Below are 16,553 nucleotides of genomic sequence, written 5' to 3' on the forward strand. Positions count from 1 at the left end.
CGTGGGTTTCACGCGACGATTCGTCGGGCGGTCACGCCAGCCCCTTAGTTGTCCCGCGGCGAGCGCGCCGTTCTGACGTCTGCACCGTCGCGGATCTTGTCCTCACAGTCGGGACACACGCGCGGGTTCTCGACGTCTCGAGGCGTAAACACGCGAGCGTACGCTTCCGTTACAAAAGCACCACAGTTCTGACATTCCGGCATCGTATCTCTCCAGTTCGGTATAGGGAAATGATAGGTAATAATTGTGCCGGATGATGGAGCGGTAAAATACACGAACGGCTCCGCTCGGCCAGGACGGTGGAGCAAAAAACGCGACGGTGGTCAGTCGACGATACGTCGGATCAGCCTCGAGGCTCCCACCCGCAGACGGCACACGACGTCGCGGTTGTATCGTGGAGTCCGCCACACTCCGGACACTGTTTCTTGTTATACTCCCGTTCCCAACCTACTCGTTCGACGTCGTGGCCGCGGTCGGTCAGGAACTGGTCAAACACGTCGTCGGCACCGTCGGGTGCGGATGCCATAGGCGTGTTATCGCACACCACAATAATAAATCGCCCGGTCGTGGCAGGCGTTACCAACTCTCAAAGATAGTGGTAGTCAGTGAACACTACCCACGAACTTTTCTCGTCGCCCGTCAAAGTAGGTGTATGAGCGATCTCCGTCTCGACGCGACACAGCTCGATCGGTACTCGAGACACGTCATCATGGACGAGGTCGGTCCCGAGGGACAGAAGCGGCTGCTCGAGGGATCGGTACTCGTCGTCGGTGCCGGTGGGCTCGGCTCGCCGGCGATCCAGTATCTCGCTGCGGCCGGCGTCGGCCGGCTCGGTATCGTCGACGACGACGACGTCGAACGATCGAACCTCCAGCGCCAGATCGTCCACGGCGACGACGACGTCGGCCGTCCGAAAGTCGACAGCGCCGCCGACTTCGTCGCCGCGTTGAACCCCGACGTCGACGTCGACCGCCACGAGACGCGACTCACCGCCGACAACGTGGGCGACCTCGTCGACGACTACGACCTTGTCCTCGACGCCAGCGACAACTTCGCGACCCGGTACCTGCTCAACGACTACTGTACGCTCTCCGGTGTCCCGCTCTCACACGGCGCGATCTACCGGTTCGAGGGACAGGTTACGACGTTCACGAACGACGGCGACGGCCCGTGTTATCGCTGTATCTTCCCTGAAGCGCCCGAGCCCGGCACCGTCCCGGACTGTGCGACGACGGGCGTCCTCGGCGTCTTACCCGGCACCGTCGGCTGTATCCAGGCGACGGAGGCTGTCAAGTACATACTCGGCGACGGCGAGTTGCTCGAGGGACGGCTGTTGATGTACGATGCGATGAACATGAGCTTCGAGACCGTCGAGGTGCGACAGAACCCGGCCTGTCCGGTCTGTGGCGACGAGCCTGCTATCGAGTCGGTCCGGGACGCGGAGTACGAAGGAACCTGTACACTCTCGGCGGACTGACGGACGACCCTGGCGGCCGGTCGTCAATGGGCGTGCGCTTGCATGACAACCCTTTTCCGATCCGGAACAGAAGCCCAGACATGGCCGAGGACAACGATACCAACGACGACAGCGACGAGGAAAAATCGTTCCGCGAACGCGTCGAGGAGATCCGCGAGAAACGCGCCGAGGAGGGCGAAGAGGGCGACCGCCCCGACGATCCGTTCGGCGGCGGCCCCGGCGGTCCCGGCGGTATGGGCGGTAACCCGTTCGCACAGATGATGGGCGGCATGATGGGCGGCGGCCCCGGCGGCCCCGGCGGAGCCGGCGGAGCCGGCGCGGAGGAAGTCGGCAACGAAGAACTCGTCCGGGAGGTGCGCCAGCTCCGCGACGAGATGCGCGATCAGACGCGAGCGCTCAAGCGCATCGCCGACGCTCTCGAAGACGAGTAGCCGGCGACGATCGACACACCGATACGTTTCGTAGAGCGAGTTGCGACAGGTTCGCGTGACCGATCACCGACGGTGCCTGGAGAGTCGCTGTGTCCGACTCGATATCGACTCCACCAGCTCCGAGACCGACCAGTTCTCGACGAGTCGTACCGAGAGTGCGACGCTTACGACCGCGAGGGCGAGTCCGGCGACGACGTCGACCGCCCAGTGGATACCGAGGTAGACCGTCGAGACAGTGACGCTCGCTGCCAGCGCGACCGCGAGATAGTACCACGACGGATAGACGTCCCGCGTCCGGTAGGCGAGCAAGGCGGCTGTGGCCGCAAGCGACGTATGTAACGAGGGGAAGACGTTGGTGTTGCGGTTGACCTGCCGGGTGAGATGCTGATACTGCGGGTACGTCTCGTACAACAGGGCCTCGACCGGCATCACGTTCCGTGGTCCGTAGGCGATCACCAGGACGTAACAGACCAGCCCGAGTACGTAGTTGAGCGTGTACGCGGTCAGAAGCTCCCGGAGTGGTCGCATCCTCGACAGCGCGAAGTACGCGACGAGCGGGAACACGAGCAAGAAGACGTAGCCGTAGACGTAGACGAACGAGAAATACGCCGTCGCTTGCGGCGTCGCGTACGACTGTACCCAGAGAACGAACTCTCCCTCGAGGTCGTGGATCGAATCGGTCAGCCCCCAGCCGATTAGCCACGAGAGGTCGTACCCGATCTGTCTGGCGGCGCTGTTGAAAAGCAAGACGGCGGCGAGGACGGCAACGATCGGAGCGATGGACCGGAGCCGTCCCAGCCACTCCGCACGAGCTCTCGCGAGCCTGTCGCGGCCGACGACGAGCACGATCGCGACGACGAGCATGATCGCAACGACGACGATCACCTGGAGGAGGACGCGATAGTACTCGGGAGCCCATTCGTCTATCATAGTTTGTCAGTGTCTCGCCAGAAGGCGACCCTCGTCGTCGTACTCGAATCCCGCTTCTTCGAACGCCGTTCTCGCGACCGTCTCGTTGAACTCGCCATCCGTTCCAAGAAACGGCACTGCCGGATCCGTACCGTCCCACGCCAGCTTCTCGGGAACCCACTCGCCGGTCATGGGCGTTCCGACCGGGATCGCCTGTCCCTCGAACACCTCCTCGACGATCCAGGCCTTATCGAGCAGCCTGGCGACGGTTCGACGGAAGTAGGGATTGCTACAGGGTGCGTTCCGGGCGTTGAACCCGACGTGATAGAACGCCCGGGAGGGCGACTCGAGCAGCCGAATCGGCGCTGATTCGTTCACGCCGCCGGCCAAACCGGGCGCAAGCGGCGTGATCGTGACGTCGACGTCGCCGTCTTTGACGGCCTCGATCGCCGACGCGCTCCGTGGGTGGACGACGATCCGAACCGTCTCGGCCGTCGCCGCGGGAAGGGTCATCGATCGTCGACTGAAGTGATCGTCGAACTGCTCGAGAACGAGCGATTCCCGCTCGGTTCGTTCGACGAACTGGAACGGGCCGCTGCCGATCGGCGGGACGTTGTCGGTGACGACGGCCTCCGTCGTTCCCGGTGTGGTGCCGAATCCGGCCACGTCGGCGTCGTTTGTCCGGTCGGTCCAGACGTGTTCCGGCAGAATCGGGACGGTAAACGCCCGCTCGCCGACCGCGGGGGTGGCGTCGACGTCGATGGTGAGAGTCAGAGTATCTTCGGGGTCGACAGCAACCGACGAGACGGCTGCGGCCCGGCCACGATACAGCGGCGGCGGTGACGGGGCCTCGCTCTCGCCGAGCGACGTGTCCTCGAGGAACCGGTAGGTGAACGCGACGTCGTCGGCCGTCAGCACCTCGCCGTCGTGCCACCGGCAGTCGTCCCGGAGCGTGACCGTCGCGGTCGAGCCGTCCCACTCCCACTCCGACGCGAGCCACGGTCTGACCTCGTCGTCGACGGCCGTCCCGAGCGAATCGTAGACGAGCGAGACGAGCGGCCCCTCACCCCGATACTCGACCGAGAGCGGGTTGAGATTTATGGTCGGACGCGTGTCGGTGATCGCACCGGCAAACGAGTCGTCGTTTGCGAGCGGGTCGAGACCGAGATAGCCGAGTCGGGTCGTCGGGTGATCGTCGCCCCACCCTTCGAAGCGATCCGTCCGGACGATGCGTCGTTCGATCGGCATGCAGATCGGGACGAACGGCTGTTCGTTCGCGACTCCGGTGAGGATTTCGGCGACTTCTTCCCGCCGCTGGTCACCGTCGAGGTCGCGCTGGGCCTCGAGACGCTCGTCGAACGCCATGCTGGTAAAGCCGAACGGATTTTGCCAGCCGGACTCGTCGGCGTACCTCGAGTGTAACAACTCGTAGAGAAAGTCGGGATCGACGTCGCCCGGATGACGGCCGACGTAGAGGTCGAAGTCGTGGTTGACGAGGACGGTTCGCAGAAATTCGACCTGTGCGAGGTACTCGATCGAGACGTCGATGCCGACTGCCTCGAGAGCGTCACCGAGCAACGAGGCGAGCTGGACCAGCTCGGTGTCGTAGTCCGAGGGGACGGTCGCGATCGTCATCGACAACTGATCGGTCGGGTTTCGCCCGAGCACATTTCGGGTCTGGCGGACGCAGCCACTCGCCGCGACCGTCAGTCCGGTCGCTGTAGCTGAGAGGAGGGATCGACGGCTCGGAGAGCCGTTCGAACGGGGGGTGGCGGGTGCCATTTGCCTTTTCTGTAGATTCGGGGCTGCGATACAACAGTATTGCGTCTCTCTTTTTTGTATGTCTAGTATAACGTTCCGAGTGTACGAGTACGCGTGTGTTAGAAATGTAACCCAGCGAGCAAAACGGTTCTGGAACGTCGTACGCGTCTCTGACCGTCGGGCCGAAGAGCAAGACAGATAGGACGTCCCTCCTAACGGCCGACAATGGCTACTGCAGACGCGCAACGGCGGCTGCGAGAGAACCCCCTCGGTGCGACGGCGATCCTGACGGTCGTCGGGTACGTGCTGGTGATCGGGACGTTCCTCGTCGACGTTCCGATATATCCCGATCTCACGCTCGCCGAAGTCAACGCCCTGACACACGCGATCGCGGTCATCAACGCCGCGACGACGGTGTTGCTCGTGGCGGGGTGGTACTGGATTCGAAACGACGAGGTCGACAAACACCGACTCGCGATGGTCGGAGCGTTCGGACTCATCTTGCTTTTTCTCGTCGTCTACCTGGTCCGGGTCGGTGGCGGCGGCGAGAAGTACATCACGGGCGTCTCCGATCCCGTCTACTACTCGTATCTCGCCATGCTCGGGATCCACATCCTGCTGTCGATCGTCGCCGTTCCGGTCGTCCTCTATGCGCTGATTCTCGGGCTGACGCACACGCCGGCCGAGCTGCGCGGAACTGCCCACGCGAGCGTCGGTCGGATCGCCGCTGCCTCGTGGATCCTGAGCCTCGTCCTCGGGGTCGTCACCTACGTGATGCTCAATCACATCTACGCCTATGAGTTCGAGCCGATGGTGATCGGCTAGGCTCGAGCGTCGCCGTCGGCCGTGAACGGAGCTTCCTCGAACTACGATCAGAATGCTCGAACTATCTGCAGCGTTCTCTTTCGCTTCGCATTTCATACTCCGTCACTCCGACGTCCCCGCAACGACACACCGCTCGGGGTGACCAGCGCGACCCAGAAAGAAGACGAGAAGCACGAGACCGCCGATCCGAAGGAGCGTGCCGTCGTACGGAAGAAGCGCCAGCCCGCCAGTCGTTCCCAGAAACCCGAGCAATCCGGCACCACAGCTCGCACAGCCCGACGCGAGGAGCCCGGGAAGTACGCCGGAGAGATCGGTCAGGCTCGAGGCACCCGCGTCCGTACCTGTGCGGCGACGTTGACGGTCGCGACGCCCGTGAGCACGGCATAGTAGTCTGTATCAGACGGTTCGGTGTCGCTCGACGTATCCCTGCATCTTTTCGAGCGCGGCTTCGGCCTCGGTCCGATTCTGCTCGAGACGCTCTCGAACCCCGGGAGGGAGTTCGAGATTCCCGGCCAGAAGAAGCAGCCGGTCGAGAAGCGTAATCTCGATGCGCTCGTTGATCGTCCCGATCCCGATCGCATCGAGGTCACGGAGGTCGTCGCGTTCGACCTCGTGTACGAACTCGTCTTTCTCCGCGAGGAGTCCCTCCATGATCGGACTGCCCCTCTCGGTCGGCGATTTATCGAGGATGTCGAATATTTCCTCGATGCGGGTGATCTGTGTCACCGTATCCTCCCGATGACCGGCGAACAGATCGCTGACCTCGGCGCTAGCTGCCGCCTCCGACAGATCACCGTGAAGGTCGAGAATCTCGACCTCGGCGTGGTACAGCTTCTGTAACTCCCGTTCGAACATGTCGGCTTCGGTTCTAATGCTCATGCGCTTCTCGTACTGTCGGACCCGGATCGATCCTGACTGTCACGCCGGCCGGGCCGCCGAAGACGGCTACTCTTCATCGACGATCACCTCCCGGAGGCAGTCCTGTACGTCTGCGGTATCGATCCTGTCGCTCTCTATCAGAAGGCGTAGCTCCGCCGGAGAGACATCGTTTCCCGCTTTCAGATCCGACAGGACCGCCGCGACCGACGCCCGAGTTGCTTCGACTGTCAGATCGACGTCCTCGACGAGGATCCCGTCCCGTTTTCCGGCTCGATATACGGCGTCCGCTAACAGCTGTTCTGCCAGCGGTTCGGATTCTGTGGGTCCCTCTCGGATCATCGCCTCCGTAATTCCGGTACTGTACAGAATAAACGCGAGCCCATCTCGCAACCCGTTCGTGAACGCTTCGTCGTCATCGGTTTCGAGGCCCCGGTCGTCTACCCCTTCGAAGAGTTTCGATCGCTCGGCCTCCTCGAGATGTTCGACGAGAAGCGTGAAATCGAGGATCGTACTGTAGATTCGCTGTCGGATATCGCGTCGGCGCTGGTACCGCTGTTGTTTGGCGTGCTCGCCTTCGTACGATTTCTCGCCGGTGAGCCAGCGACGGTCTTCGGTCGTCAGCATCGCGTTCTTCCGGCTCGTCATACCATGTCCGTGGTGGTCGCACTCGCCACGGGTAAACGCACCGGCTAGTAAATGCTATCTCATATATAGTCTATGAGAATCTATTTACTGGTGCAGCGTAACACGCCGCATATGGACACGAGAGAGAACATGACGTTCTCCTCCGTCGGGCGGGCCACGATCCGTCGGCAGGCGTTGCGAGGTGAGCGATGACCGAAACGACAGCGAGTGACGTCGGGCATACCTATCGCGGGGAGACGACGTCGGCGAAGTTACTCGAAATTGCCCGCTATTTCCTGTTCATCGGTATCGTCGGCTTCGGCGGTCCCCTCGTCCACATCGCGATGATGGAAGACGACCTCGTCGGCGAGGACAGCAAGGGCTGGACCGACGAGTCGATCTTCATGGAGGGACTCGCGATCTGTAACATGTTGCCGGGTCCAGCCTCGACACAGCTCGGTATCTTCATGGGCTGGATCTACGCCGGGAACCTCGGTGCGCTGGTGGCCGGCTTCTTTTTCATGCTCCCGACGTTTCTCATCGTCGTGTTCTTCTCGTGGCTGTACTTCGCCTACCAGGAGCTGCCCGCGGTCGAGGCGATGTTCTACGGAATCAACCCCGTCGTGATCGGTCTCATCGTCGGCGCAGCGTGGTCGATGGCCCAGAGTGCACTCGCTGAAGGGCGCGGACACCACGAGTTCGACGTCGGTTCCGAAACGTGGTCGATCGACTTCCTTCTCGTCGGATTACTCGCTGCGGCCGTCGTCGCCACCGCGACGCTAGGTTCGAACCCCGTCGTCCAGTTCGTTCTCGCCGGGGTCGTCGCCGTCGCGATCTATCGCTCGAGGTGGGTGCGCGAGAACCTCCGTCGAGTCACTCTCTGGTCCGTCGTCGCCGCTGTTCTCGGAGCGTTGTTCGCGTTCCGCGATCGTCTGCTGGACCTGCTCGGTCCCGCCGTGCGCCGAACGGTCGAGGCGAGTCCCCTCTGGGGTGCGCTGCTCGCGCTGTGGTCGAACCCCTGGGTCCAGCTGTTCGCCTTCATGGTGTACACCGGCTCGTTCATCTACGGCGGCGGACTCGTCTTGATTCCCTTTATCGAACTCTACGTCGTTCGGGAGTTCGGCTGGATGACCGGTCGGGAGTTCGTCGACGGGATCGCGATCGGTCAGCTCTCACCCGGTCCAGTGGTGATGACGACGGCGTTCGTCGGCTACAAGCTCATCCTCGACGTCACCGGCGGGCTGGTCTGGGTGGCCGTCGTCGGGGCGCTCGTCGCGACGATCGGGGCCTTTGGCCCCTCCTTTGCGTTCATCATGGGCTTTTTCCCGTACTTCGCGAAGGTCCGCGAGAACGATGTCGTCCAGACGGCGCTTACGGGCGTCAACGCTGCGGTCGTCGGGGCGATTCTCGGCGCGACGGTGACCCTCGCCGTCGAGTCGTTCGTCGACGTCTTCACCGTGGTACTGGCGCTCGTCACCGTTGGACTGTTCGTACGCGGACTCCACGCCGCCTATCTCATCGTCGGGGGCGGAGCCGTCGGAATGGCGTGGTACTTCCTCGTTCTGTAACGGAGACGGCGGCGACTGCATCGACGACTCGAGCCGGCGTCTCGAGGGGACAATTCTCAAGGCCGCCCGGCGGGAAGGTGTTTCCATGAGCGAGTCGGACGACGACGGCGTGAGCCTCACCGTGCGTGCAGCCGAGAAACGCGACGCTGGCCGCGGCGTCGCCCGCATCCCCGAGATGGCACGGCGACAGCTGGGCGTGTTGAGTGGCGACAACGTCGTCATCGAGGGCAAGCAGGCGACGGTCGCCAAGATGTGGCCGGCGGATCCGACTGCGCCGGAAAACGCCGTCCAGATCGACGCCGACACTCGCGCGAACGCGGGCGTTCACGTCGGCGACACCGCCACCGTCCGCACGACGGAACGCTCGACGATCCGTGAGGCCGAGGCGGTGACGCTTGCGGCCCCGTCGTCGATCAGTGAGGCCGAGTCCGACCTCGCCGACCGGGTCGTCGAGGGGAAACTCAGAAACCGGCCGATCAAAGAGGGCGAACAGGTTCGCCTCGAAGGCGTCGCCCCCGAGCCGTTTACCGTCCTCGAGACGGAGCCGCCGGGTGACGTCCGCATCACGGGCTCGACGACGATCCGGATCGTCGAGAGCGAAGCGTCGACGGCGACTGCCGGCACGACGGACACCGACGAGGGTACCGACGGGGACCTCGAACCACCGTCTGGCGTAACCTACGAGGACATCGGCGGACTCGACGACGAACTCGAGCTCGTCCGGGAGATGATCGAACTCCCGCTGTCGGAGCCCGAACTGTTCCAGCGACTCGGCGTCGATCCGCCCTCGGGCGTTCTGCTGTATGGCCCGCCGGGCACCGGCAAGACCCTGATCGCCCGGGCGGTCGCCAACGAGGTCGACGCCCACTTCGTCTCGATTTCGGGTCCCGAGATCATGTCGAAGTACAAAGGCGAAAGCGAAGAACGGCTCAGAGAGACCTTCGAGGAGGCCCGTGAGCAAGCGCCCTCGATCCTGTTTTTCGACGAGATCGACTCGATCGGGAGCACCCGCGACGGCGACGGCGACGCGGAAAACCGCGTCGTCGCCCAGCTGTTGACGTTGATGGACGGGCTGGAGGGTCGCGAGGAGGTGATCGTCATCGGCGCGACGAACCGCGTCGACACGCTCGATCCAGCCCTCCGACGCGGCGGGCGCTTCGACCGCGAGATCGAGATCGGCGTCCCGGACGAGGGCGGCCGCACGGAGATCCTCGAGGTCCACACCCGCGGGATGCCACTCGCCGCGGACGTCTCGATCGAGACGATCGCGAGTCGAACCCACGGCTTCGTCGGGGCCGACCTCGAGTCGGTTGCGAGCGAGGCGGCCATGGCCGCGCTTCGGCGACGGCCGACCGACGAGGACGCCCGGGCGGAGTGGAACCGCGATCCCGAAGTCCGCAAGACCGACTTCGACGCCGCACTCGCCTCGGTCGAACCCTCCGCGATGCGTGAGTACGTCGCCGAGTCGCCCGGGACGGACTTCGACGACGTCGGCGGTCTCGAGGAGGCGAAATCGACCCTTCGAGAGTCCGTCGAGTGGCCCCTGACGTACGACCGACTGTTCGAGCAGACGAACACGGATCCGCCCTCGGGCGTCTTGTTGTACGGGCCGCCGGGAACCGGCAAGACGTTGCTCGCGCGGGCGCTCGCAGGCGAGACCGACGTCAACTTCGTCCGCGTCGACGGCCCCGAAATCGTCGACCGCTACGTCGGGGAAAGCGAGAAGGCGATCCGGAAGGTCTTCGAGCGCGCCCGTCAGGCCGCCCCTTCGATCGTCTTCTTCGACGAGATCGACGCCATCGCCGGAACCCGCGGCGAGAGCCACGAGGTGACCGAACGCGTCGTCTCCCAGCTGCTGACCGAACTCGACGGCATGAGTGAGAACCCGAACCTCGTCGTGCTGGCGGCGACGAACCGGAAAGACGAGATCGACCCCGCCCTGTTACGTCCCGGCCGGCTCGACACCCACGTGCTCGTCCCCGACCCCGACCGGGGGGCACGTGAGAAGATCCTCGCGGTCCACGCGCGGGAGAAACCCCTCGCCGACGACGTCGACCTCGCGGCGCTGGCCGCCGACCTCGAGGGCTATACCGGTGCCGACATCGAGGCGATCGTCCGGAACGCTTCGATGAACGCTATCCGCGAGGTCGCCGAGGAGTACGGCCCGGCGGCGGCGAACGAGCGCGCCGACGAGATCGTCATCGAACGCCGTCACCTCGAGGCCGCCCGGGAGGGTGTCGAGCCGACCAACGGCGGTATCGGTCGCGAGTAGGCCGTGTCCCGTCCCCGAACGCGGGTTGCGGTCGGCGATAGTCGCTTTCGAAACATCTCACGCGAAGTGGCGATGCCAACGTCTACATAGCTCGCCGGGGACGGCTACGGCGATGACTGACGAGCCCGCACGCAGCCGACGAACGAGCGATCCGTTCGAGCAAAGCGAGCGCATTCTCGAGGCCACCGGCGGGACGATCGACGCCCACGAGCAGCTACTGGCGTCCTGGCGTGCGAGTCTCGAGGCCCAGCGAACGCTGCTCGGTGCCTGGACGACCGCCATCGGCGGCCGACAGGTCGATCGAGAGCGCACGACGGATTCCGATCACGAGCCGGTTACACGAACCGTCGACTATGACGGTGGCACCGAACAGGCGACCCCGGCCACCGCGGACCGGCTGTACGCCCTCGAGCGACGACAGGACGCCCTCGAGCGGAAGGTCGATCGTATTCTGGACGCGATCGAGGAGTCGGAGCGGCCGTGAGACGTCGCCAGCGGCGACCGTCGCCGGTCGTGCAGTAACCGCGTACCACGTCCGGGACATCGCTGGAACCGACGAGGCTTTGAGGTCGCCGGTCCCCGCCTCGGGTATGGCCATCCAGTTCGTCACGGGTAACGAAGGAAAGGTCCGGGAAGCGCGCAGCTACCTCGAGGACGTCGCCTCCGTCGAGCAGGTCTCGTACGACTACACCGAGATCCAAAGCGACGACCTCGCAGAAATCGCCGCCTACGGCGCGCGCGAGGCCTACGCGGAACTCGGCGGTGACGGGGTCCTCGTCGGCGACGCGGGGCTGTTCGTCGAGGCGCTCGAGGGGTTCCCGGGACCGTACTCGGCGTACGTCGAAGAGACGATCGGGATCGAAGGCGTCTGGCAGCTCGCGAGCGAACGGGAAAACCGGCGGGCGTACTTCCGGACGGTGCTCGCATTCGCCGACGAGGGCGGTGTCGAGACGTTCGACGGATCGGTCGGCGGCACGTTAGTCGCGCCACGCGGCGAGGGTGGGTTCGGCTACGATCCGATCTTCGCGTACAACGGCCAGACGCTCGCGGAGATGAGCACCGAAGAGAAAAACGCGATCTCACACCGCGGGCGGGCGCTCGCGACGTTCGCGGACTGGTACGCAGACCGGGCGTGACTCGAGCCGCGAGCGTCGTCACCGGTCGACGGTCCGCTCTCGCACCGTCATCCCCTTGCGACCGAGGTGCTGGAGTTGTTTTCGGGCGAACTCCTCCTCGCGGGTGCCGCGGGTCGCGAGCACGTAGACGAGCGCGCCGCCGGCCGGTCGCATCGTCCGTCCGGCACGCTGGGTCCCCTGCCGGCGCGAGCCACCCAGCCCAGAGGCGACGATTGCGAGGTCGGCGGTGGGCAGGTCGATCCCCTCGTCGCCGACGCGAGAGACGACGAGGACGTCCAGTTCGCCGTTTCGGAACGACGCGAGTAGCCGCCGGCGTTCGTGGTGGGGCGTCTCTCCCGAGAGAAAGGGGATCTCGAGGGCATCGGCGACCGCCCGGCCCTGCGCTAAGTAGTCGACGAAGACGATCACGTTCGCGTCGGGGTGTGCCGACAGCAGGTACCGGATTTCGTCGATCTTCGCGCTGTTCGTCGCCGCGAGCTGGCGTTTCTCCCGCCCCTCGGCGGCCGCGTAGGCGTTTCTGTCTTCCTCGTCCCAGGGAACGTAGCGGATCTCGAGTTCGGGTTCGGCGACGAAGCCGGCCTCGAAGAGGGCTTCCCAGTCGGTGCCGATCGGTGGCCCGACGAGGGTGAAGATCTCGGCCTGGCGGTCGTCCTCCCGGATCGGCGACGCTGACAGGCCGAGGCGATGCCGGGACTGCAGGCGCGTGCTCCGCGAGTAGACGTCGCTTGGAACGTGATGGACCTCGTCGAAGACGATCAGGCCCCACTCCCGGTCGTCGAACAGCGACCGGTGGCGATCCATCCCGGCGATCTGGTAGGTGGCGATCGTCACTGGCCGGACCTCCTTGCGGCCGCCGTGGTACTGGCCGACCTGGTCGGGCTCGAGGCTGGTGTTCGCGAGCAGGGCGTCCTCCCACTGGCGGACGAGGTCCCGGCTGGGGGCGAGAATCAGCGTCTCGCCCTCGATCCGGGCGAGGACGCCCATCGCGGCGACGGTCTTGCCGCTGCCGGGTGGGCCAACCAGCACGCCCTCGCCGGCCTCGAGGAAGCGCTCGACCCACGTCCGCTGGTACTCCCGCAGGCTCACTCGGAGGTCGACGGGGAGCTCTTCGCCTTCCTCGAGGTCGCGCTCGTCCTGGACGGGGTAGCCGGCCTCGTAGAGAATGCGCTTGATCGCGGCCGCGGCCCCCTCCTGGACCCAGGCCTCGGTCTCGGAGATCGGTGCGTGGAGCTGGTCCTCGTCGAGTTTCTCGCGGGCGACGTTGCCCATCACTTCGGCGCTTTCGGCCTCGAGGACGGTGTAGCCGTCCGGGTGGGTGCGGAGTCGGAACTGCCGGGCCCGGTCGTACTGGCTTCGTACCCACTCCTCGAGGTCGGCCGAGCGCTCGCCGAGTGCCTGGCGCATCGTCCGCGCCAGCGCCGCGAAGGAGTCGTGGGGAGCCTGCCAGACGTCCTCCGGGCGGACGACGTAGCGGTAGCCACCCTCGCCGTTCGTATCCGCGAGGTGGGCGAACTGCGAGAGCTGTGCCCGAGTGAACTGGCTCGGCCGATCGACGACGACCTCGCGTCGCTTCGGGAAGACGACCACGCGCTCGCGGTCGGTGAGGTCCTCGAGTTCGCTCGGGTACCAGACGACGGGGTCGGCCGCGACGGAGAGCCGTTCGACCTCGCCGCGGTCGGCAAGGGCCGCGAGTCGGTCGCTCGCCTCCTCGTGGGAGATCCCGAGGGTACGCGCGACCGCACCGGCGGTGAGGACGGGCCGGCCCTCGTGCTGGCAGACGTCGTGAAACGACGAGAGCTCGAGGTCGTCGCCGTTGGCCGCCAGCCGTGAATCGCTGCCGCCAGTCGACGCCTCCGCGGTGTCCTCGAGCGATCGATCGTCGACGCCGCCACTCGTGGATGGATCACGATCGTCGGTCACTACCGACCGGTAACGGCGACGCGGGTAAACCGGTTGCGCTCGAGTGGGTCGATGATATATGCGGGTGGACGGCATACACCTGTGTATGTTCCGTGCGATCCTGCCGGAAGGTCAGATCATCTGTGAGCGATACGACCGCGCCGAAAACGGCATCGAACTCTACGACGAGGACGACGAGTTCGTCGCCTTCGTGCCGTACAACAACCTGCACGCACTGATGAACGAGGATGTCTACACGGAGAACGAACGCTCGATCATGTAGCGTGATCTCGGACTCGACTACGGCGAGCGATCGATCGCCTCGAGCTGTTCGCGATACCGGTTCCGGACGGTGACGACGGTCGTCTGTGCGGTGTCTGCCACCGCCCGTTGCGGAACGGTCTCCTCACAGAGCAGGCCAGCGGCGTAGATGGCGGCCGCGGCGTAACCGGTCGGCGACTTCCCCGAGTGCAGCCCCTGATCGGTCGTCTCGTCGATGATCTCGACGGCTGTCGTCTCCACGTCCTTGCTGACGTCAAGCTCCGAGCAAAAGCGAGGAACGAACTGGCTTGGATCGGTCGGCTCGAGGTTGATGTCAAGTTCCGAAGCGACGTAGCGGTAGGTGCGCCCGATCTCGCGCTGGTCGACGCGGGCGACCGCGGTGACCTCCTCGAGACTGCGAGGGATGTCCTCTTTCCGGCAGGCGGTGTACAGCGCCGAGGTCGCGACGCCTTCGATCGATCGGCCGCGGATGAGATCTTGCTCGAGTGCCTGCCGGTAGATGACGCTTGCGGTCTCTTTGACGGGGTCGGGAACGCCCAGGGCGCTGACCATCCGATCGATCTCCGAGAGCGCGTACTTCAGATTTCGTTCGCCAGCGTTTTTCGTCCGAATTCGTTCCTGCCAGACCCGCAGTCGATGGAGCTGGCCGTGTTTGTCGGCGGACATCGAGTGGCCGTTTGCGTCCCGGTTTCGCCAGTCGATCGTCGTCGTCAGCCCGCGATCGTGCATCGACTGGGTAAGCGGTGCGCCGACACGAGAGAGTTCCTCGTGTTCGGTAGCGGTAAACGCCCGCCACTCGGGGCCGTAATCGATAGGATCTTCGCTGAGGACGAGGCCACAGTCCCGACAGACCCGCTCGCCACGATCCGGGTCGTGGACGATCGTGTCGGTCTCGCAGTCGGGACACCGCCCGGCCTCGGTCGCCTGCGATTCGTGTCTGACGCGATTGGTGATCGACTGCGTCATCAGTGCCTTCAGGCATCCTCGCCGTCACTGTAAGGGGCTTACATGGTTTCGCGAGAAACCGAATCTTACCGCGGACGTGTCCGCTCGGAAAGAGAAGAGAGATCCGACGCTGGTCTTCGAGTGTGTCCCCGTGGTGGATGGCGAACCGACGATACCGTGTCCCATCGGTTGCGGTGGGCGGAGGTTCGCGAGAACGCTCCTCCCGGACGGGAGTGTGCGAACGACGAACATGAAACTGGCGTATCGTTACGACTGTACGTCGGAAGAAATCCGATCGTTCGACGTGTAATACCCGTTTATCGTCACGGATGATCGTGTTTGACACGCCGAACCGTCGCCCTTATTTAAGTATCGGTGGCCACACGGAACGGTTCGAAACGGCGTCGTATCGACCGACCTCGTCAATATATTCATATGCTTTATCTCCGTCCAACGCGTTCGTGCTCACGTCGTCCGTTTCGGCGTATCTCGAGGGTACGCTCGCGAACGCGGTCTATACTCCCGTCGCCTGACGCCGATATCCGTGGCCGGTCGCGCGATACAGCAGGTGTCGTCGGTCCCATCGTCGGCATCGGGAGACCATCACGAGAAGCGATAGGTAACCGAGACGTCGAGACTGGAAGACGGAACGTATCCCTGTTGCAGCCGCTGCGAAACGTGACTGTGTTTATTAGTTTCTACGTTGCCCTCCAAATTGGTGTGTCAAACGTGCCTGCGTGCCACCCGTCACCGGAAACGTCGTTGCTGGCGATACCGTTATGGGGACAGACGTCGGATGTCTCCGATGAACAACCAGATGCTACCGACCGACCGAATCACTGGCAATCGACGGGTATCGGCGTAACGCCTGTTTACGACGAGGTCGTCAACTAATGTCGTCGATCGATACGTCACTGCCCGAGGAAATCACGTCCGTCACCGAAGACGAGGACGACCAGCTTTCGAAAGACGTCATCTTCGAACTGTTGAAAAACCGCCGGCGACGAGAAGTCCTCACCTACCTGCTCGAGGCCGACGATACGGTCACGCTGGGTGAACTCGCAGAACAGATCGCCGCCTGGGAAAACGATACGGACGTCAATGCGTTGAGCTCCGATCAGCGAAAACGGGTTTACGTTGCGCTCTATCAGACGCATCTGCCGAAGATGGACGACGCCGGTATCATCGAGTACGATCAGGACCGGGGCCTGATCGAACTCTCCGACAACGCCGATCTGTTGATGATGTATCTCGACACCGACACCCACCGGACGGATCGGTGGGACCGGTGGTACGCCCTCGTAAGCGTCGTCGGCGCGGCAGCGATTACGGCCGCAGTTCTCGGCGTCCCGCCGTTCTCGTTCGTCCCGTCGGTCGCGGTCGCAGTCGTCGTCGTCGTCGCGTTTCTTTCCCTCTCGATCGCACACGTCGCCGTGAACCACCGTCGCAACCAGGACGTCGACGGCAAGCTCTCCCGGATCGAGTGACGAGAAGGGTTTTTACCGGTCGATCCCCTACCCTCGACCGGCTCCCGACGTCTCCAGT

Annotated in this window: 17 protein-coding genes and 1 pseudogene; 9 read left to right on the top strand and 9 right to left on the bottom strand. The window is 64.2% G+C overall.

The features are described 5' to 3' along the window. Positions 1 to 44: 44 nt before the first annotated feature. Complete coding sequence (locus QQ977_RS17360) at positions 45 to 203, bottom strand: DUF7563 family protein (protein WP_430540834.1); 159 nt, start codon at positions 201 to 203, stop codon at positions 45 to 47. Positions 204 to 343: 140 nt separating this feature from the next. Then, positions 344 to 526 carry an HVO_0416 family zinc finger protein gene (locus QQ977_RS15335; RefSeq protein ID WP_285926648.1) on the bottom strand — a complete coding sequence of 61 codons (183 nt, stop codon included), beginning with the start codon at positions 524 to 526 and terminating at the stop codon, positions 344 to 346. 126 nt (positions 527 to 652) lie between these two features. Here QQ977_RS15335 and ubaA point away from each other — a divergent pair, with 126 nt between their 5' ends. Next, complete coding sequence (ubaA, locus tag QQ977_RS15340) at positions 653 to 1,477, top strand: SAMP-activating enzyme E1 (RefSeq protein ID WP_285926649.1); 825 nt, start codon at positions 653 to 655, stop codon at positions 1,475 to 1,477. Between the two features lie 80 nt (positions 1,478 to 1,557). After that, complete coding sequence (locus QQ977_RS15345) at positions 1,558 to 1,908, top strand: hypothetical protein (RefSeq protein ID WP_285926650.1); 351 nt, start codon at positions 1,558 to 1,560, stop codon at positions 1,906 to 1,908. Positions 1,909 to 1,971: 63 nt separating this feature from the next. On the opposite strand, the gene QQ977_RS15350 is transcribed toward QQ977_RS15345, so the two are convergent. Both QQ977_RS15350 and QQ977_RS15355 read right to left on the bottom strand, forming a co-directional pair. Further along, positions 1,972 to 2,838, bottom strand: coding sequence for a phosphatase PAP2 family protein (locus QQ977_RS15350; RefSeq protein WP_285926651.1), 867 nt, complete (start codon positions 2,836 to 2,838; stop codon positions 1,972 to 1,974). A gap of 6 nt (positions 2,839 to 2,844) precedes the next feature. After that, positions 2,845 to 4,599, bottom strand: a complete 1,755-nt coding sequence (locus tag QQ977_RS15355) for an ABC transporter substrate-binding protein (RefSeq protein ID WP_285926652.1) — start codon at positions 4,597 to 4,599, stop codon at positions 2,845 to 2,847. A gap of 204 nt (positions 4,600 to 4,803) precedes the next feature. Here QQ977_RS15355 and QQ977_RS15360 point away from each other — a divergent pair, with 204 nt between their 5' ends. Further along, the gene (locus QQ977_RS15360) at positions 4,804 to 5,403 is read left to right on the top strand and encodes a DUF420 domain-containing protein (protein WP_285926653.1); all 600 of its coding nucleotides are present in this window, start codon (positions 4,804 to 4,806) and stop codon (positions 5,401 to 5,403) included. 102 nt (positions 5,404 to 5,505) lie between these two features. Here the strand turns inward: QQ977_RS15360 and QQ977_RS15365 are convergent. The 3 genes and pseudogenes from QQ977_RS15365 to QQ977_RS15375 form a co-directional block, all read right to left on the bottom strand. Further along, positions 5,506 to 5,789 (bottom strand): annotated as a pseudogene (locus QQ977_RS15365) (hypothetical protein); the annotation flags it as partial. A 10-nt stretch (positions 5,790 to 5,799) separates the two neighbouring features. Continuing rightward, positions 5,800 to 6,282: a DUF892 family protein gene (locus QQ977_RS15370; RefSeq protein ID WP_285926654.1), complete on the bottom strand. Its 483-nt coding sequence runs from the start codon at positions 6,280 to 6,282 to the stop codon at positions 5,800 to 5,802. 66 nt (positions 6,283 to 6,348) lie between these two features. Then, positions 6,349 to 6,927: a hypothetical protein gene (locus QQ977_RS15375; protein ID WP_285926655.1), complete on the bottom strand. Its 579-nt coding sequence runs from the start codon at positions 6,925 to 6,927 to the stop codon at positions 6,349 to 6,351. A gap of 188 nt (positions 6,928 to 7,115) precedes the next feature. On the opposite strand from QQ977_RS15375, the gene chrA reads away from it, so the two are divergent. The 4 genes from chrA (at position 7,116) to QQ977_RS15395 (ending at position 11,882) form a co-directional block, all read left to right on the top strand. Further along, positions 7,116 to 8,474: a chromate efflux transporter gene (gene chrA / locus QQ977_RS15380; RefSeq protein ID WP_285926656.1), complete on the top strand. Its 1,359-nt coding sequence runs from the start codon at positions 7,116 to 7,118 to the stop codon at positions 8,472 to 8,474. 85 nt (positions 8,475 to 8,559) lie between these two features. Continuing rightward, positions 8,560 to 10,746, top strand: coding sequence for a CDC48 family AAA ATPase (locus QQ977_RS15385; RefSeq protein ID WP_285926657.1), 2,187 nt, complete (start codon positions 8,560 to 8,562; stop codon positions 10,744 to 10,746). A gap of 112 nt (positions 10,747 to 10,858) precedes the next feature. Next, positions 10,859 to 11,230, top strand: coding sequence for a hypothetical protein (locus QQ977_RS15390; protein WP_285926658.1), 372 nt, complete (start codon positions 10,859 to 10,861; stop codon positions 11,228 to 11,230). 106 nt (positions 11,231 to 11,336) lie between these two features. Next, positions 11,337 to 11,882: an XTP/dITP diphosphatase gene (locus QQ977_RS15395; RefSeq protein ID WP_285926659.1), complete on the top strand. Its 546-nt coding sequence runs from the start codon at positions 11,337 to 11,339 to the stop codon at positions 11,880 to 11,882. Positions 11,883 to 11,900: 18 nt separating this feature from the next. Here QQ977_RS15395 and QQ977_RS15400 read toward each other — a convergent pair whose 3' ends face one another. Next, positions 11,901 to 13,802 carry a DEAD/DEAH box helicase gene (locus tag QQ977_RS15400; RefSeq protein ID WP_285926661.1) on the bottom strand — a complete coding sequence of 634 codons (1,902 nt, stop codon included), beginning with the start codon at positions 13,800 to 13,802 and terminating at the stop codon, positions 11,901 to 11,903. A gap of 85 nt (positions 13,803 to 13,887) precedes the next feature. Here QQ977_RS15400 and QQ977_RS15405 point away from each other — a divergent pair, with 85 nt between their 5' ends. Beyond that, positions 13,888 to 14,064 carry a hypothetical protein gene (locus QQ977_RS15405; protein ID WP_285926662.1) on the top strand — a complete coding sequence of 59 codons (177 nt, stop codon included), beginning with the start codon at positions 13,888 to 13,890 and terminating at the stop codon, positions 14,062 to 14,064. A gap of 17 nt (positions 14,065 to 14,081) precedes the next feature. Here the strand turns inward: QQ977_RS15405 and QQ977_RS15410 are convergent, their stop codons facing one another. Beyond that, positions 14,082 to 15,029, bottom strand: coding sequence for a transcription initiation factor IIB (locus QQ977_RS15410; protein WP_285926663.1), 948 nt, complete (start codon positions 15,027 to 15,029; stop codon positions 14,082 to 14,084). An 872-nt stretch (positions 15,030 to 15,901) separates the two neighbouring features. Between QQ977_RS15410 and QQ977_RS15415 the strand changes: the two genes are divergently transcribed. Then, positions 15,902 to 16,495 (top strand): DUF7344 domain-containing protein, encoded by a 594-nt coding sequence (locus QQ977_RS15415; RefSeq protein WP_285926664.1) that lies wholly within the window; start codon positions 15,902 to 15,904, stop codon positions 16,493 to 16,495. Positions 16,496 to 16,553: the final 58 nt, after the last annotated feature.

This window comes from Natrialbaceae archaeon AArc-T1-2 (assembly GCF_030273315.1).
GTDB lineage: Archaea > Halobacteriota > Halobacteria > Halobacteriales > Natrialbaceae > Tc-Br11-E2g1.

Excerpts from the sequence above, each read along its gene's own strand:
- QQ977_RS17360 (WP_430540834.1), bottom strand. The coding sequence starts at position 203 with ATGCCGGAATGTCAGAACTGTGGTGCTTTTGTAACGGAAGCGTACGCT.
- QQ977_RS15335 (WP_285926648.1), bottom strand. The coding sequence starts at position 526 with ATGGCATCCGCACCCGACGGTGCCGACGACGTGTTTGACCAGTTCCTG.
- ubaA (WP_285926649.1), top strand. The coding sequence starts at position 653 with ATGAGCGATCTCCGTCTCGACGCGACACAGCTCGATCGGTACTCGAGA.
- QQ977_RS15345 (WP_285926650.1), top strand. The coding sequence starts at position 1,558 with ATGGCCGAGGACAACGATACCAACGACGACAGCGACGAGGAAAAATCG.
- QQ977_RS15350 (WP_285926651.1), bottom strand. The coding sequence starts at position 2,838 with ATGATAGACGAATGGGCTCCCGAGTACTATCGCGTCCTCCTCCAGGTG.
- QQ977_RS15355 (WP_285926652.1), bottom strand. The coding sequence starts at position 4,599 with ATGGCACCCGCCACCCCCCGTTCGAACGGCTCTCCGAGCCGTCGATCC.
- QQ977_RS15360 (WP_285926653.1), top strand. The coding sequence starts at position 4,804 with ATGGCTACTGCAGACGCGCAACGGCGGCTGCGAGAGAACCCCCTCGGT.
- QQ977_RS15370 (WP_285926654.1), bottom strand. The coding sequence starts at position 6,282 with ATGAGCATTAGAACCGAAGCCGACATGTTCGAACGGGAGTTACAGAAG.
- QQ977_RS15375 (WP_285926655.1), bottom strand. The coding sequence starts at position 6,927 with ATGACGAGCCGGAAGAACGCGATGCTGACGACCGAAGACCGTCGCTGG.
- chrA (WP_285926656.1), top strand. The coding sequence starts at position 7,116 with ATGACCGAAACGACAGCGAGTGACGTCGGGCATACCTATCGCGGGGAG.
- QQ977_RS15385 (WP_285926657.1), top strand. The coding sequence starts at position 8,560 with ATGAGCGAGTCGGACGACGACGGCGTGAGCCTCACCGTGCGTGCAGCC.
- QQ977_RS15390 (WP_285926658.1), top strand. The coding sequence starts at position 10,859 with ATGACTGACGAGCCCGCACGCAGCCGACGAACGAGCGATCCGTTCGAG.
- QQ977_RS15395 (WP_285926659.1), top strand. The coding sequence starts at position 11,337 with ATGGCCATCCAGTTCGTCACGGGTAACGAAGGAAAGGTCCGGGAAGCG.
- QQ977_RS15405 (WP_285926662.1), top strand. The coding sequence starts at position 13,888 with ATGTTCCGTGCGATCCTGCCGGAAGGTCAGATCATCTGTGAGCGATAC.
- QQ977_RS15410 (WP_285926663.1), bottom strand. The coding sequence starts at position 15,029 with ATGACGCAGTCGATCACCAATCGCGTCAGACACGAATCGCAGGCGACC.
- QQ977_RS15415 (WP_285926664.1), top strand. The coding sequence starts at position 15,902 with ATGTCGTCGATCGATACGTCACTGCCCGAGGAAATCACGTCCGTCACC.